The organism is Ruegeria sp. AH12, assembly GCF_056541465.1.
Genome location: NZ_JBQFYL010000019.1, coordinates 23344 through 38000 on the forward strand (window position 1 = coordinate 23344; position 14657 = coordinate 38000).

General features: G+C 58.2%; 11 protein-coding genes and 1 pseudogene. 11 read left to right on the forward strand and 1 reads right to left on the reverse strand.

Annotated features, from left to right (window positions below):
* Positions 1–23 precede the first annotated feature (23 nt).
* Positions 24–1670, forward strand: a complete 1647-nt coding sequence (locus ACR0EL_RS19435) for a sulfatase-like hydrolase/transferase (protein WP_480501714.1) — start codon at positions 24–26, stop codon at positions 1668–1670.
* Positions 1671–1682: 12 nt separating this feature from the next.
* Here the strand turns inward: ACR0EL_RS19435 and ACR0EL_RS19440 are convergent, their stop codons facing one another.
* Positions 1683–2873 carry a sterol desaturase family protein gene (locus ACR0EL_RS19440; RefSeq protein WP_480501676.1) on the reverse strand — a complete coding sequence of 397 codons (1191 nt, stop codon included), beginning with the start codon at positions 2871–2873 and terminating at the stop codon, positions 1683–1685.
* Positions 2874–3157: 284 nt separating this feature from the next.
* Between ACR0EL_RS19440 and ACR0EL_RS19445 the strand changes: the two genes are divergently transcribed.
* The 10 genes and pseudogenes from ACR0EL_RS19445 (at position 3158) to bhcC (ending at position 14643) form a co-directional block, all read left to right on the forward strand.
* Positions 3158–4087, forward strand: coding sequence for a helix-turn-helix domain-containing protein (locus tag ACR0EL_RS19445; RefSeq protein WP_480501677.1), 930 nt, complete (start codon positions 3158–3160; stop codon positions 4085–4087).
* A 234-nt stretch (positions 4088–4321) separates the two neighbouring features.
* The gene (locus tag ACR0EL_RS19450; RefSeq protein ID WP_480501716.1) at positions 4322–5410 is read left to right on the forward strand and encodes an ABC transporter ATP-binding protein; all 1089 of its coding nucleotides are present in this window, start codon (positions 4322–4324) and stop codon (positions 5408–5410) included.
* A gap of 102 nt (positions 5411–5512) precedes the next feature.
* Positions 5513–6604 carry an extracellular solute-binding protein gene (locus ACR0EL_RS19455; protein WP_353013876.1) on the forward strand — a complete coding sequence of 364 codons (1092 nt, stop codon included), beginning with the start codon at positions 5513–5515 and terminating at the stop codon, positions 6602–6604.
* Positions 6605–6676: 72 nt separating this feature from the next.
* Positions 6677–7951 carry an ABC transporter permease gene (locus ACR0EL_RS19460; RefSeq protein ID WP_480501678.1) on the forward strand — a complete coding sequence of 425 codons (1275 nt, stop codon included), beginning with the start codon at positions 6677–6679 and terminating at the stop codon, positions 7949–7951.
* Positions 7952–7956: 5 nt separating this feature from the next.
* Positions 7957–9168, forward strand: coding sequence for an ABC transporter permease (locus tag ACR0EL_RS19465; RefSeq protein WP_480501679.1), 1212 nt, complete (start codon positions 7957–7959; stop codon positions 9166–9168).
* Positions 9169–9263: 95 nt separating this feature from the next.
* A pseudogene (locus tag ACR0EL_RS19470) lies at positions 9264–10395 on the forward strand (aminopeptidase P family protein); the annotation flags it as partial.
* Entirely contained in the window at positions 10364–10936 is a 573-nt protein-coding gene (locus ACR0EL_RS19475) for a DNA helicase (protein ID WP_480501680.1), read from the forward strand. The pseudogene ACR0EL_RS19470 and the gene ACR0EL_RS19475, both read left to right, overlap by 32 nt.
* A gap of 356 nt (positions 10937–11292) precedes the next feature.
* Positions 11293–12483 carry an L-aspartate--glyoxylate aminotransferase BhcA gene (gene bhcA, locus ACR0EL_RS19480; protein ID WP_480501681.1) on the forward strand — a complete coding sequence of 397 codons (1191 nt, stop codon included), beginning with the start codon at positions 11293–11295 and terminating at the stop codon, positions 12481–12483.
* Positions 12484–12494: 11 nt separating this feature from the next.
* On the forward strand, positions 12495–13469 hold the full coding sequence (gene bhcB, locus ACR0EL_RS19485) for a beta-hydroxyaspartate dehydratase BhcB (protein WP_480501682.1): 975 nt from the start codon (positions 12495–12497) through the stop codon (positions 13467–13469).
* Between the two features lie 10 nt (positions 13470–13479).
* Positions 13480–14643: a 3-hydroxy-D-aspartate aldolase BhcC gene (bhcC, locus tag ACR0EL_RS19490; RefSeq protein ID WP_480501683.1), complete on the forward strand. Its 1164-nt coding sequence runs from the start codon at positions 13480–13482 to the stop codon at positions 14641–14643.
* The last annotated feature ends 14 nt before the right edge of the window (positions 14644–14657 follow it).

Genomic DNA, 14657 nt, shown 5'->3' on the forward strand with positions numbered 1-14657 from the left:
GGAGAGGATCATTGAAGGCTGCCATGAATATCCTGTTCATCATGTATGACCAGCTGCGGTTCGACTATCTCAGCTGCGCCGGACACCCTCATCTGGACACGCCGAACTTTGACCGGGTTGCACGGATGGGCGTGCGTTTCAACAACACATATGTGCAATCGCCGATCTGCGGGGCCAGCCGGATGAGCTGTTACACCGGGCGCTACGCCTCCTCCCATGGTGCGCAATGGAACGGGTATCCGTTGCGCGTCGGCGAGGTCACGCTGGGCGATCACTTAAGGGGCGCGGGTATGGGGTGTTGGCTGATCGGCAAGACCCATATGAAAGCCGACGCTGCCGGAATGGCGCGTTTGGGCTTGTCGCCCGACAGCATCATTGGCGCACGGCAGGCTGAATGCGGATTTGACGTCTGGGTCCGCGATGACGGGCTTTGGGCCGAAGGGCCCGACGGGTTCTATGACGAAAAACCCGCGCCCTATAACGACTATCTCAAATCCAAAGGCTATGAGGCCCAAAACCCCTGGGCCAATCATGCCAATGCTGGGGTCGAAGATGGTGAGATCGCCAGCGGCTGGCTGTTCCAAAACGCCGACAAAGCCGCCAATATCCGCGAGGAAGACAGCGAAACCCCCTGGCTGACGGACCGGGCGATTGACTTCATTGATCAGGCCAAGGGGCCCTGGTGCGCCCATGTCAGCTATATCAAACCGCATTGGCCCTATATCGTACCCGCCCCCTATCACGACATGTACGGCCCGGCCCATGTGCCACCGGCCAAGCGGGCCAAGGTCGAGCGGGACGACCCCCATCCCGTCTACGCCGCGTTCATGAACAACAAGATCGCCGCAGCCTTTCAGAAGGAAGAGACCCGGCAAAAGGTCATCCCGGCCTATATGGGTTTGATCAAGCAATGCGACGATCACCTTGGCCGTCTGCTGGACCACCTAGAAGCCACGGGCCAGATGCAGAACACGATGATCGTGCTGACATCGGATCACGGCGACTATCTGGGCGATCACTGGCTGGGTGAGAAGGATCTGTTCCATGAGCAATCCGTGAAAGTGCCTCTGATCCTCTACGATCCGCGTCCCGAAGCAGACGGAACGCGCGGCACCACATGTGATGCGCTGGTCGAACAGATTGATCTGGCCCCCACCTTTCTTGAGGTCGCAGGTGGGGAACCGGCAGGCCATATCCTCGAAGGCCGCAGCCTGATGCCGTGGGTGCGTAGGGAAACACCTGACTGGCGCGACTTTGTGATCAGCGAATATGACTATTGCCTTACACCGATGCGTCAGGCGCTTGGGCTTTCGAACCCGGACGCGCGGTTGTTCATGGTCTTTGACGGACGTTTCAAGATGATCCATGCCGAAGGCGGCTTCCGCCCGATGCTATTCGATCTGCAAAACGATCCGGACGAGTTCAACGACTTGGCCAAAACACACAGCCACACAGATCAGATCGACCGCCTGTATGGCTTGCTGGCGACATGGGGGCGGCGCATGGCGCAGCGGGTCACCCGGTCCGACGCCGATCTGGATGCGATGCGCGGTCGCTCGCTGCGCCGGGGCATTCTGCCGTTTCTGGTCGATGGGACCGAAGTTCCAGATGAGCTGATGGAAAAATATCGCGGGCCGGTGTCTCAGGACTTCACCCCAAAAGACAGCTAATCAAGGCTCAGGTCAGGGGTCGAGGCGACCCAATACACTTTGAAGATGTCGCGTCGAGTGCCATGTCTGACTGGCGCAGAAGATCCCCGCGCAGCCTCGCAGCTTCAGGCTGACGGCCGAGGCGCTTTGAATCGTTCCCCGATACACACGTCCGGTTTCCGGGTCGCGCAACTGACCCTCCCAAACATCACTGTTGAACTTCAAACTGGTCAGGATCAGATCACCGATCCGCGCATGCGGCGTATCGGCCTGATCCCAGACCCAAAGCAACCGACCACAGGTCGCGGCCTTATCTGATGGGCAGTCTTCAAACCGAACCACCACGCCCAAACCCGGCGAGGCATAGCTGCCGCTCAGATCAAACGCTTGCGCCCGGTTGGCCATGAAACCCGCAATCAGCGCAACGACTAGACCAACCATGCCCAGCCGAACCCGCGACAGGCGCGGCGCTGTTTGGGCGTAACTCTCATGATATTGCGGATGCTCGGTTTTCATGAACCGATCCCACCATGAGAAATACAGGCCCAGATTGTACCGCGCATGAGCGTGGTGCAGATCGTGATGCGTGACGGTGGTCATCCAGCCAAAAACAGGCCGCCCGTCGGGCCGGGCCGGAAACACCTCAACCCCGCAATGCCCCAGCGCGTTTCGCAGCATCATATGGGTCACAAAGATGAACAAGGCGATGGGATGCGCGGGCAATATGATCAACACAAGCGGAAGGTAGATCGCGTTCACGACAGCCTCGCCCACGTCAAAACTGTACGAGGTGAAAGGCGTCGGCTGATGCGACCTGTGATGCAACCGGTGAAACCGCCGGAACAGGGGCGGATGGTGCAGCAGGCGATGGCTCCAGTAAAACCACGCGTCATGCAGGATGATCAGCGCGGCCACGCTGAACAGAAAATACCACCACCCGAGATCTGCGACCTCGGGATAGACTGTCATCAAACCAGCCCGAGCGCCCAACGCGATCGACGTCCCGGCAGCCGCAAAGATCAGAACCGTGCGCAAGCTGGCCAATACTTCGCGCCTGATTTGTCCCTTTGGTGGGTCCGTGGGCCTGATCTTCTGTCGATTTAAGCGGCGTGACAGCAGGATATTGATCAGCAGATAAGTGCCGCCAGCACCGATGACATAGCGCAGAAGGTCTGCACCAAACACCTCGGCATAAAGGGTCATGATGTTCGAAAAGGTCAGCATAATGGGCTCCGTCGTCTGAATGGGTACGAGCGAAGGCTTGGCACGCGCCACTGCACATGACCTGTCGATTTCGAAGACCGGCGGGTTTTCTTAAGAATCGGCTAGGGTTTTTTGAAATCGACCAGCCCAGACCGTTGACCCAAGCAAGAAACGCCCGTTCTGTTGGGATCAGAATGCCCGATCTTGCGCTGATTGATATCTTTCTCAGAGGTGCCGCCCTCGGCGCCCTTGTTTTATGCGCCTGTATTTTCCTCTGCGGTAGCGTGAACAGAAAAAACCTTTCTGTGGCAACGCTCTGCTTGTGCCTTTGCCCTTACCTGATCGTATCCACACCAGATATCCCACTGCACCCGATGGCACAGACCGTGCTGATCTGGGCGGCATCACTGGTACCAGTTCTGCTGTATTGGGCTGCGCTGGAACTGTTTCAGGATCAAGTGGATGTAAGGCCTTGGCAGATCAGCCTTGCCGTGTTCGTTGTCGCTTCGGCCTGGTTGGCACATCTGCACATCTGGATCGCAGCACTGCGTGGCATCGCTGCGCTTGTACTGCTTTTTCACATGCTCAGTGTGGTGATACGCGGGGACGCGAATGACCTGATCGCGCAGCGCCGCCGATTCCGGCGGTGGTTCTTGGTCTGGGTTCTGGGCCTTGCCAGCGTCATCACCGCCGTTGAGATCCTGCAACTGGACCGCACAATGCCGCGCGGGCTGTTTGCCCTGCAAGCGGGCGCCATATTCCTGTCAGCGGCGGCGTTTCTTGTTTGGTCGGTGCATTTGCGCCCGGATATCTTGCGCACCGCGCCAAGCGGCGCTTCGGAAAACGCACCGGCCAACCCGACCCAAGCAGCTTTGGCACATCGCATTCAACAAGCCATGGAGCAAGGTTTGTGGCGTCACGAGGGGCTGACCGTGACCCAGCTTGCGGCGCATCTGCACACGCCAGAGCATCGCATCCGGGCCGCGATCAATCAGGGCATGGGCCACCGGAACTTTCCCAGCTACGTCAACACGTTCCGCATCACCGAGGCACAAAAACTACTGACCGAACCAGAAATGGAGGCCCGCACCGTGCTCAGCATCGCTTTTGATGTCGGCTTTTCTTCACTCGGCCCGTTCAACCGCGCTTTTCGGGATCAAACTGGAACAACACCAACTGCATTCAGAAAACAACATTTAGAGAGAACAATAAGGTTGAACGCGAGCAGTCCCTAAACGGCTGACACAACAAGCAGTATTTGACTCACCGAGTGTTGAAATTGTTCGCCAGCGCAACAATTTTTGATCAAATTGTTCGTGAAACTAACATTTTTTGATCGCGGTTATTCAATCCAAGATTTGCTGTTGCATTACGTAACCGCCTTGGTCTTAAATCGCTCAGACAGATCAATGAAATTCGCAAAACGCGGATAATCATTTGACGCTACAGGGGGTCTTGTGACCGAATCTATGAACGACGCCGCGTTTGTCGAATTCCAACGCGTTCAAAAATCTTATGATGGCGAAAACCTCGTCGTCAAAGATCTTAACCTCGCCATGCCAAAAGGTGAATTTCTGACCATGCTGGGCCCCTCGGGCTCGGGCAAGACAACCTGTCTGATGATGCTGGCCGGGTTTGAAACCGCCACCCATGGTGAAATTCTTCTGGACGGAAAGCCCATCAACAACATTCCGCCCCACAAGCGTGGCATCGGCATGGTCTTTCAGAACTACGCCCTGTTCCCGCATATGACCGTGGCCGAGAACCTCTCGTTCCCGCTTGAAGTGCGCAAGCTGGGCAAGTCCGAGCGTGAGGAAAAGGTCAAACGCGCGCTGGATATGGTTCAGATGGGGGCCTTTGGCGGCCGCCGCCCGGCGCAACTGTCAGGTGGTCAGCAACAGCGGATCGCGCTGGCGCGTGCGCTGGTATTTGAGCCCGAGCTGGTCTTGATGGACGAACCGCTTGGCGCGTTGGACAAACAGCTGCGCGAGCATATGCAGTTCGAAATCACCCGCCTTGCGCATGAGCTGGGCATCACGACCGTTTACGTGACCCACGACCAGACCGAAGCGCTGACTATGTCCGACCGCGTCGCAGTGTTCGATGATGGCCGCATTCAGCAGCTGGCCCCGCCGGATCAGCTGTATGAGGAACCCGAAAACAGCTTCGTTGCGCAATTCATCGGTGAGAACAACACGCTGGAAGGCGTGGTAAAATCAATCGACGGCGATACCTGCCTTGTGCAATTGGATGACGGGTCCGAGATTGATGCCGTTCCGATCAACGTGCATGCTCCGGGTGATCGAACCAAAGTGTCGATCCGGCCCGAACGCGTCGAATTCAACAAGGACCGTCTGCATGCCGATGCGCATACGCTGAAGGCGACGGTCAAGGAATTCATCTATATGGGCGATGTGTTCCGGTTCCGCATGTCGGTCGCCGGGAATGACGAGTTCATCGTCAAGACACGCAACGCACCCGACGCCGTTCGTCTGCAACCCGGCCAGGAGATCGACATCGGTTGGCTGGCTAAGGATTGTCGTGCGCTTGACGCATAGACCAAACCGCGCAGTACAAGCGCGGTTTCACCGAGGGACCGGCTGGCGAAAACCCGTGCGCCAGCTGACACTACAACAAACGGGACTTACTGGGAGTATCATATGAAACCGACAAAGACACTACTGACGGTGGCCGCGCTTGCGACGGCTGCTGGTGCCGTTTCGGCTCAAGAGATGACAATCGTCTCGTGGGGCGGTGCTTATTCGAAGTCTCAGCTGAAAGCGTATCACGAGCCCTATTCGGAAAAGACCGGCGTCACCATCCTGAATGATGACAGCTCGGCCGAAGCGGTCGCGAAACTGCGCGCCATGAACGAAGCGGGCAACATCACATGGGATGTGGTGGACGTGGTTGCCGCTGACGCGATCCGCCTGTGCGACGAAGGCCTGGCACTGGAAATCGACCCCGACACGATGCTGGCACCGGCACCCGATGGCACACCTGCTTCGGAAGACTTCGGTGACCTGCTGGTCAGCGACTGCTTTATCCCGCAGATCGTTTACTCGACGACCTTCGGCTATCGCACCGACCTGGTTGGCGACACTCCGCCGACGGACGTCTGCGCCGTGTTCGATCTGGAAACCTATCCGGGTAAGCGCTCGCTGGAAAAGCGCCCGATCAACAACATGGAGTGGGCTCTGATCTGTGACGGCGTCGCCAAGGACGATGTTTACGACGTGCTGGCCACTGAAGAAGGTCAGAACCAGGCGCTGGCGAAGCTGGACACCATCAAGGACAGCGTTGTCTGGTGGTCTGCCGGAGCCGACACGCCGCAGCTGCTGGCTGATGGCGAAGTTATAATGGGCTCCACCTATAACGGTCGTCTGTTCAGCGTCATAGAAGAGCAGAACCAGCCCGTAGCCATGCTGTGGGACGCGCAGGTGTTCGATCTGGACGGCTGGATCATTCCTGCCGGTCTGAGCGAAGAGCGTCAGCAGCAGGCGCTGGACTACATCATGTTCGCAACCGACACACAGCGTCTGGCGGATCAGGCTAAGTACATCTCGTATGGCCCTGCCCGTGCCTCTTCGGCGCCGCTGGTTGGTCAGCATGCCGATCTGGGTATCGACATGGCACCGCATATGCCGACCGATCCCAACAACGCCAAGAACACGTTCCTCTATAACTACGAGTTCTGGGCCGACTACCGTGATGACATCGACGCCAAATTCCAGGCGTGGCTGGCGCAATAAGCCGGGCTTGACGTCATAAGATCGTCGGGGGCGGTGCGCCGCCCCCAGACCAAGACAAAACAGGGTACAATGATGACGGACGCAAGCGAAAACGCAGGGCCAATGCTGGCTGCAGACGGTACGCCGCTGAAACAGTCACTGGCGCGGTCATTGCGGCGGCAAAAGCTCAGGGCTTTGATGCTGATCGCCCCGCTGCTTCTGTTTGTTATGTTCTCCTTCATCGTTCCTATCGCCTCGATGCTGTTCCGTTCGGTCGAAAACAGCATTGTCGCCGAAACCCTGCCGCTGACGGTCCAGGCCTTGGGCGACTGGGATGAAAAATCCGGCGAATTGCCGGATGAGGCCGTCTATGACGCCTTTGTCCGCGACATGGTTGTCGCCATCGACAACAAAACGCATACCCGTCTGGGCTCGCGTCTGAACTACGAAGAAACAGGCATGTCTTCGATGTTCCGCCGGTCCGGTCGTCAGATCAAAAAGCTGGACCCCGAAACAGACGGGCCGTTCAAGGATCAGGTCATTGAAATCCACGACGGCTGGGGCGAGCCCAACACCTGGGCGGTCATCAAAACCCACTCGCCTGCGGTGACAAATGGCTATTTCTTGAATGCGGTCGATATGCGCCGCACGCCCGAGGGCGCGCAAGCCCAGCCCGAAGACAAGCAGATCCTGATCAAGCTGTTCGGCCGAACGCTGTTTATGTCGCTGGTGATTACCGGGGCCTGCATTCTGCTTGCCTACCCGGTCAGCTACTTGCTGGCGACCTTGCCGATGCGTGTCTCAAACATATTGATGATCCTGGTTCTCCTGCCGTTCTGGACGTCGCTTCTGGTGCGAACCTCGGCGTGGAAGGTCATGCTGCAGCAACAGGGGGTCATCAACGAAACCCTTGTCTGGCTTGGACTTGTGGCTGACGATGCACGGTTGGTGATAATTAACAACCAGATCGGCACGATCATCGCGATGACGCATATCCTGCTGCCGTTCATGATCCTGCCAATGTACTCGGTGATGCAAACGATCCCGCACTCTTACACCCGCGCGGCGAAATCTATGGGCGCGACGAACTGGACAACCTTCTGGCGCATCTATTTCCCGCAATCCATTCCGGGCATCGGTGCGGGCTCGATCCTCGTGTTCATTTTGGCCATTGGCTACTACATCACGCCGGAAATCGTGGGCGGCACCAAGGGCGTGTTCATCTCGAACCGGATCGCTTACCACATCTCATCCTCGCTCAACTGGGGACTGGCCGCGGCATTGGGAACGATCCTTCTGGCGGTCGTGCTGCTGCTCTACTGGTGCTACGACAAGATCGTAGGCATTGATAACGTGAAGCTGGGATAATCAAGATGGCCGCACTTACTCCGATATCCCGCAAACCGCTTTCAATGGTCCTGCCCAGCGTGGCATTGGCCGGGGCCTTTGCCGGCGTCTTTGTCGGCGCAGGCAACGGATCAATCTTTCTCGGCATTTTGATCGGCGCCGTCCTGATCGCCGCGCTGGCCTTTGTCTACATCACCGTTCTGAAGAACGAGCAGCTGGCCCGCTGGATCAACATCCTGGGCTTCGGGATCGGAGGGTTCCTGCTTGCCGGACCCCTTGGCGGTGTCCTGGGCCTGTTGGGCGGGTGGTTTTTTGCCTGGTTCACCTATTGGCTTTATGAAGGCCGCTATCGCCAGAAATTGCTGCCTTACCTGACCGCGAAACAGGTGTTTTACCACTACCTGTTCCGCGTGATCTGCGGCGCGATCTTCGTCTTCCTGATCACACCCATCCTGGTGGTTCTGCCGCTGTCGTTCAATGCACAGGACTTCTTTACCTTCACGCCGGAAATGCTGCGGCTCGACCCCGAGGGGTATTCGCTCAAGCATTACCGCGATTTCTTCACCAACAATGAATGGCAGCGCAGCTTCAAGAACTCACTGATCATCGCGCCGATTGCGACGGTTCTGTCGGTTACACTGGGCACGTTGGCTGCCATCGGTCTCAGCCAATCCCACGTGCCGGGACGACGCGCCATCATGGGTATCCTGATTTCCCCCATGATCGTGCCGCTGATCATCTCGGCCACAGGCATGTTCTTCTTTTACAGCGACATTGGCCGCTTTCTGGAAGGCACGCTGGGCATGAACAAAAACTTTGTGGGCTATCTGAAAGTCATCCTTGCCCACGCCGTGCTTGGCATTCCTTTTGTCATCATCACCGTGACCGCAACGCTGGTGGGCTTTGACCGCTCGTTGACTCGCGCAGCGGCGAATATGGGTGCAGGGCCGGTGCGGACCTTCTTCAAGATCCAGATGCCGCTGATCCTGCCGGGCGTGATCTCGGGCGGGCTGTTCGCCTTCATCACCTCGTTTGACGAGGTTGTGGTGGTCCTGTTCGTGGGTTCCGCCAGCCAGAAAACCCTGCCCTGGCAGATGTTCACCGGCCTGCGCGAACAGATCAGCCCGACCATCCTGGCGGTCGCCACGATCCTAGTGGTGCTATCCATCGCGCTGCTGACCACGGTCGAACTGCTGCGCCGCCGTTCGGAACGTCTGCGGGGGCTGTCCCCCGCTTGACGGATCGCATCGTCTGATCAGCGATTTCCCTGTTCACCCTCGCTGCGATGGTGTCGCGACACGTAAGGGGGTGATCGGCTCTCGGACCCCGAGACCGCCTGTCCAAACTGCGGGCCGCCATGGCGCAGCGGGACATTCCCGCCGTGCTGCTGACCTCGATGCAGAACATCGCTTACTATTCGGGCTTTCTGTACTGCGCTTTTGGCCGTCCCTTATGGCTGCGTCGTCACGCAAGACGCCTGCACAACCGTGTCGGCCAACATCGACGCAGGTCAGCCCTGGCGCCGTTCGGTCGATGAAAATGTGATCTACACCGACTGGCAGCGCGACAATTACTGGCGCGCGGTGGCCAGCCTGATCGGTGGTGCGAAACGCATCGGCATCAAAGGCGACCACATGACGCTGGGCGCTCGCGATACCGCCCTGCGCATGCTGGATGCGCCTGAACTGGTGGATATCGCACCCGACACTATGGCCGCCCGCATGATGAAATCCGCCGAAGAGATAGAGTTGATCAAAGGCGGCACGCGCACCGCCGATATGGGGGGTGCCGCCATCCGCGCCGCGATCCGCGAAGGTGCAACCGAGATCGAGATCGCCATGGCAGGCCGCGACGCGATGGAAGAGGAAATCGCCCGCGCCTATCCGCAAGCCGAATATCGCGACACCTGGGTCTGGTTCCAATCGGGTCTGAACACCGACGGGGCGCATAATCCGGTCACCAAACGCGCTCTGCAAAAGGGCGATATCCTGTCGCTGAACACCTTCCCGATGATCTCAGGCTATTACACCGCGCTGGAACGCATTCTGTTCCTGGGCGAACCCGACGCCGAAAGCCTGCACCTGTGGCAGGCCAACGTGGCCGCGCATGAACTTGGCCTCAGCCTGATCAAACCCGGCGCAACTTGTTCTGGCATCACCGCCGAGTTCAACCGCTTATTCGCTCAGGAAGGCCTTCTGGACTACCGCTCGTTCGGCTACGGCCACTCGTTCGGCATCCTCAGCCACTATTACGGGCGCGAGGCCGGTCTGGAACTGCGCGAGGACATCGATACCGTGCTGGAACCCGGCATGGTCGTCTCGATCGAACCGATGCTTTGGATCCCCGACGGCCAACCCGGCGCGGATGGCTATCGCGAACATGACATTCTGGTCGTGGGCGAAAATGGCGCCGAAAACATCACCGGCTTCCCCTATGGCCCCGGCCACAACATCATCGGCGCCTAAAGCGCTTGGGCGGGGCCCCGGCCCCGCCTTTCTAGGGGCCAGACCAGGTCAGGGCAAAACACTTCTTGGTTTAGAGCTTGCAGCCAAAGCATCGCACAATGGACGCAAGGGCTTCTTTTTCACTCTGGAATATCACGAACGAGAAGTTACGGATCGTTTCAAAACCATGGGAATTGACCCGTATTCTAACGACAATTCTGTTGTTATCGACACATCTGACGATGTGTCTGCAGACTACATTATTCGGCGATTGAGCTTGGAACATGGACCCAAGTTCATAGTCGTAGACTATCTCCAACTCCTTGATCAAAAACGTACAAACCCCAGTCTTGATGATCAAATGGCATCTCTCAGGAACTATCTTGATCAAACAGATGCCATTTGCGCTGTCATATCTCAGATTGATCGGTCGTTTGATCTGCAGGGGAAGTCCATGCCGGGTAAGCCAGATATTCGGCTGCCCAACCCGCTGGATCTCACAGTCTTCAACACGTTCTTCTTCATGCACAACGGTAAACTGCTGATTGATCAAGCATCTTAGACAGCCTTCCCACGGATTTGCGGGCACACGAAAAGTGCTCGCAAATCCGGTTTTCGAAAATATCTGCAAGTGAGGCAGGCAGGGATTTCAAACCTGTTGTCAGAGCAACTGCAGATCGAATCCCACATCCAATCTTGATCGAATCTCAGTTCAAACTCGGTCAGAGTTTCTTCAATCTCACTCGCTTCGCGCAAATTTTTTAATTCATTCAATTTTAACCCGTTAAAATGAAAAAATAAGCTTTCTCACATTTTCAGTAATTTACGCGATTTCCTATCCTTCCAAAAAACTTTTTCGAGAAAATTGCAGTTCTGACGCCCGGATAGGACACTCCTCTCAAAGCGGAGGAAGTGACAATGCCCAACCAGAACCCGGTCTTCATTCCCGGCCCCACAAACATCCCCGACCGGTTGCGCCTGGCGATGCAGGTCCAGACTCAGGATCACCGCGCCCCGGATTTCGTTCAGACCTTTGCGCCCGTCCTGGAAGACACCAAGAAAGTCTTCGGCACTACGACAGGGCAGATAGTCATCTTCCCGGCCAGTGGAACCGGCGGGTGGGAGGCCGCAGTGACCAACACGCTCAGCCCCGGCGATACGGTTCTTGTCGCCCGCTATGGCATGTTCAGCCACCGTTGGATCGACCTGTGCCAACGTCATGGGCTGGATGTTCGGATCATAGAATGCGCCTGGGGCAGCGGCGCGCCAACGACGAAATTTGCCGAGGCTTTGGCCGCCGATACGGGCCATGAGATCAAGGCCGTTCTGGTCACTCATAACGAAACCGCCACCGGCGTGCGCTCGGACATCGCGGCCGTGCGTGGGGCGATGGATGCCAGCAATCACCCGGCGATGCTGTTTGTGGATTGCGTCAGCTCTCTGGCCTCGATGCCGTTCGAGTTTGATGACTGGGGCGTTGATATCGCGGTCTCTGGCTCGCAGAAGGGCTTCATGCTGGCGACCGGCATGGCGATCCTGTGTGTCAGCCCCAAAGCGCTGGCCGCGATGGAAACGGCCCAACTGCCGCGAACTTTCTTTGATTTCCGCGACATGATGAATGCCAACGCCTCTGGCGGCTTTCCATATACCCCACCGCTGCAACTGATCTACGGCCTGCGCGAAAGCCTGAAGATGCTGTTCGAGGAAGGCTTGGACAATGTCTACGCCCGCCATTTCCGGCTCGCAGAAGGCGTGCGCAAGGCCACCTCAGCCTGGGGGTTGGAGCTGGTGGCGCAGTCGCCTGATCTCTACTCGGACACCGTCAGCGCGATCTATGTGCCCGAAGGTTTCGACAGCAATGCGCTGACCGATCATGCCTTCAACGCCTATGGCGTCAGCTTCGGCATCGGTCTGGGTGAGATGAACGGCAAAGCCTTCCGTATCGGCCATCTGGGCAGCCTGACGGATGTGATGGTTCTGTCCGGTCTTGCCACTATCGAAATGGCGATGGCCGATCTGGACTATCCGATCAAGTTGGGCAGCGGCGTGGCGGCGGCGCAGGAATATTTCCGTGCAAGCCACGCAACCCCAATGAAATCTGCAGCGTAAGGAGGGCCCTGATGCTTGACGCGATGACCACGGCCGATTGCCTGACCCTCGCCGACATGCGCGAAGCGCATGAGCGGATCAAACCGCATATCAACCGCACTCCGATACTGCGATCCAAATACCTAGACGAACTGTCCGGCGCGCAGCTATTCTTCAAATGCGAGAACTTCCAGGAGGCCGGGGCCTTCAAGGTGCGTGGGGCCTGCAACGCGGTCTTTGGCCTGAATGATGAGGCCGCCAAGCGCGGCGTCTGCACGCATTCTTCCGGCAACCACGCGCTCAGCCTGTCGTATGCCGCTGGTCGTCGAGGCATCCCCTGCAACGTGGTGATGCCGCGCACGGCACCGCAGGCCAAGAAGGACGCGGTGCGTCGCTATGGCGGGATCATCACCGAATGCGAACCCTCAACCACCTCGCGCGAGGCGGTATTTGCCGAGGTGCAGGCGCGCACGGGCGGTGAGTTCGTGCACCCCTATAACGATCCCCGGGTGATCGCCGGGCAAGCGACCTGCTCGGCAGAACTGCTGGAACAAACCGACGGTCTGGACGCGGTGGTTGCGCCCATCGGCGGCGGCGGCATGATCTCGGGCACCTGCCTGACCCTGTCGAACCTCGCGCCCGAGGTGAAGATCTATGCCTCCGAACCGGAACAGGCCGACGATGCCTATCGCAGCTTCAAGGCCGGTCACATCATCGCAGACGACGCGCCGGTCACCATCGCTGACGGGCTGAAAGTGCCGCTGAAGGAAAACACCTGGCACTTTGTCTCAAACTTCGTCAGCGACATCCACACCGCCAGCGAGGACGAGATCATCGCGGCGATGAAGATCACCTGGAAATACCTGCGCATCGTGATGGAGCCCAGTTGCGCCGTGCCGCTGGCCACCATCCTGAAGCACCCCGAGGTCTTCAAAGGCAAACGCGTCGGCGTGATCATCACCGGCGGCAATGTGGATCTGGACAAACTGCCCTGGTTAAAGGGTTGAGGAGGACATCATGAACAAGCCCGTAAATATCGAGCAACTCGATGTCGGCTACGACATCCCCGCCGCCATCGGCATGGACGCATCCGAGATCCAGACCCCGGCACTGGTGTTGGATCTGGATGCGCTGGAACGCAACATCCAGAAGATGGGCGATTACGCCAAGGCCCATGGCATGCGCCACCGGGTGCATGGCAAGATGCATAAATCCGTCGACGTGGCGCGGCTGCAGGTCGAGCTGGGCGGGGCCTGTGGTATCTGCTGCCAAAAGGTGTCCGAGGCCGAAGTCTTTGCCCGTGGCGGTATCAAGGATGTGCTTGTGTCCAATCAGGTGCGCGACTCGGCCAAGATCGACCGATTGGCACGGATGCCCAAGCTGGGCGCGCGGACAATCTGCTGCGTCGATGATATCGATAACGTGGCCGACCTGTCCGAAGCTGCTCAGCGGCACGCGACCCAGATCGAATGCCTGGTCGAGATCGACTGCGGCGCCGGGCGCTGCGGCGTGACCACAACGCCTGAGGTCATCGCCATCGCCAAGACAATCGACGCCGCCCCGGGGCTGAAGTTTGCGGGCATTCAGGCCTACCAGGGCGCCATGCAGCACATGGACCTCTACGAGGATCGCAAAGCCAAGATCGACATCGCTGTGGCGCAGGTCAAAGCCGCCGTGGACGGGCTCAAGGCCGAAGGGCTGGAGTGTGACATCGTCGGCGGTGGCGGTACCGGGTCTTATTACTTCGAGAGCACCTCGGGCGTGTATAACGAACTGCAATGCGGCTCTTACGCCTTTATGGATGCCGATTATGGCCGCATCCTCGATGAAAACGGCAATCGCATCGACCGCGGAGAGTGGGAGAACGCCTTCTTCATCCTGACCAGCGTCATGAGCCATGCCAAGGCCGACAAGGCCATCGTAGATGCCGGCCTTAAAGCCCAGTCCGTCGACAGCGGCTTGCCGGTGATCTTTGGTCGCTCGGATGTGGAATACATCAAATGCTCGGACGAACACGGCGTCGTGTCGGACCCGGACGGGATTCTGAAAGTCAATGACAAGCTGCATTTGGTACCCGGTCACTGCGACCCGACCGCCAATGTGCATGATTGGTATGTGGGTGTTCGGAACGGCAAGGTTGAAGCGCTTTGGCCGGTCTCCGCGCGCGGCAAAGCCTTCTGAACCGGGGAAAGGAT

Bases quoted from the DNA above. Each gene is read 5' to 3' on its own strand.
- ACR0EL_RS19435 (WP_480501714.1), top strand. From the start codon at position 24: ATGAATATCCTGTTCATCATGTATGACCAGCTGCGGTTCGACTATCTC.
- ACR0EL_RS19440 (WP_480501676.1), bottom strand. From the start codon at position 2,873: ATGCTGACCTTTTCGAACATCATGACCCTTTATGCCGAGGTGTTTGGT.
- ACR0EL_RS19450 (WP_480501716.1), top strand. From the start codon at position 4,322: ATGAACGACGCCGCGTTTGTCGAATTCCAACGCGTTCAAAAATCTTAT.
- ACR0EL_RS19455 (WP_353013876.1), top strand. From the start codon at position 5,513: ATGAAACCGACAAAGACACTACTGACGGTGGCCGCGCTTGCGACGGCT.
- ACR0EL_RS19460 (WP_480501678.1), top strand. From the start codon at position 6,677: ATGACGGACGCAAGCGAAAACGCAGGGCCAATGCTGGCTGCAGACGGT.
- ACR0EL_RS19465 (WP_480501679.1), top strand. From the start codon at position 7,957: ATGGCCGCACTTACTCCGATATCCCGCAAACCGCTTTCAATGGTCCTG.
- ACR0EL_RS19475 (WP_480501680.1), top strand. From the start codon at position 10,364: ATGGCCCCGGCCACAACATCATCGGCGCCTAAAGCGCTTGGGCGGGGC.
- bhcA (WP_480501681.1), top strand. From the start codon at position 11,293: ATGCCCAACCAGAACCCGGTCTTCATTCCCGGCCCCACAAACATCCCC.
- bhcB (WP_480501682.1), top strand. From the start codon at position 12,495: ATGCTTGACGCGATGACCACGGCCGATTGCCTGACCCTCGCCGACATG.
- bhcC (WP_480501683.1), top strand. From the start codon at position 13,480: ATGAACAAGCCCGTAAATATCGAGCAACTCGATGTCGGCTACGACATC.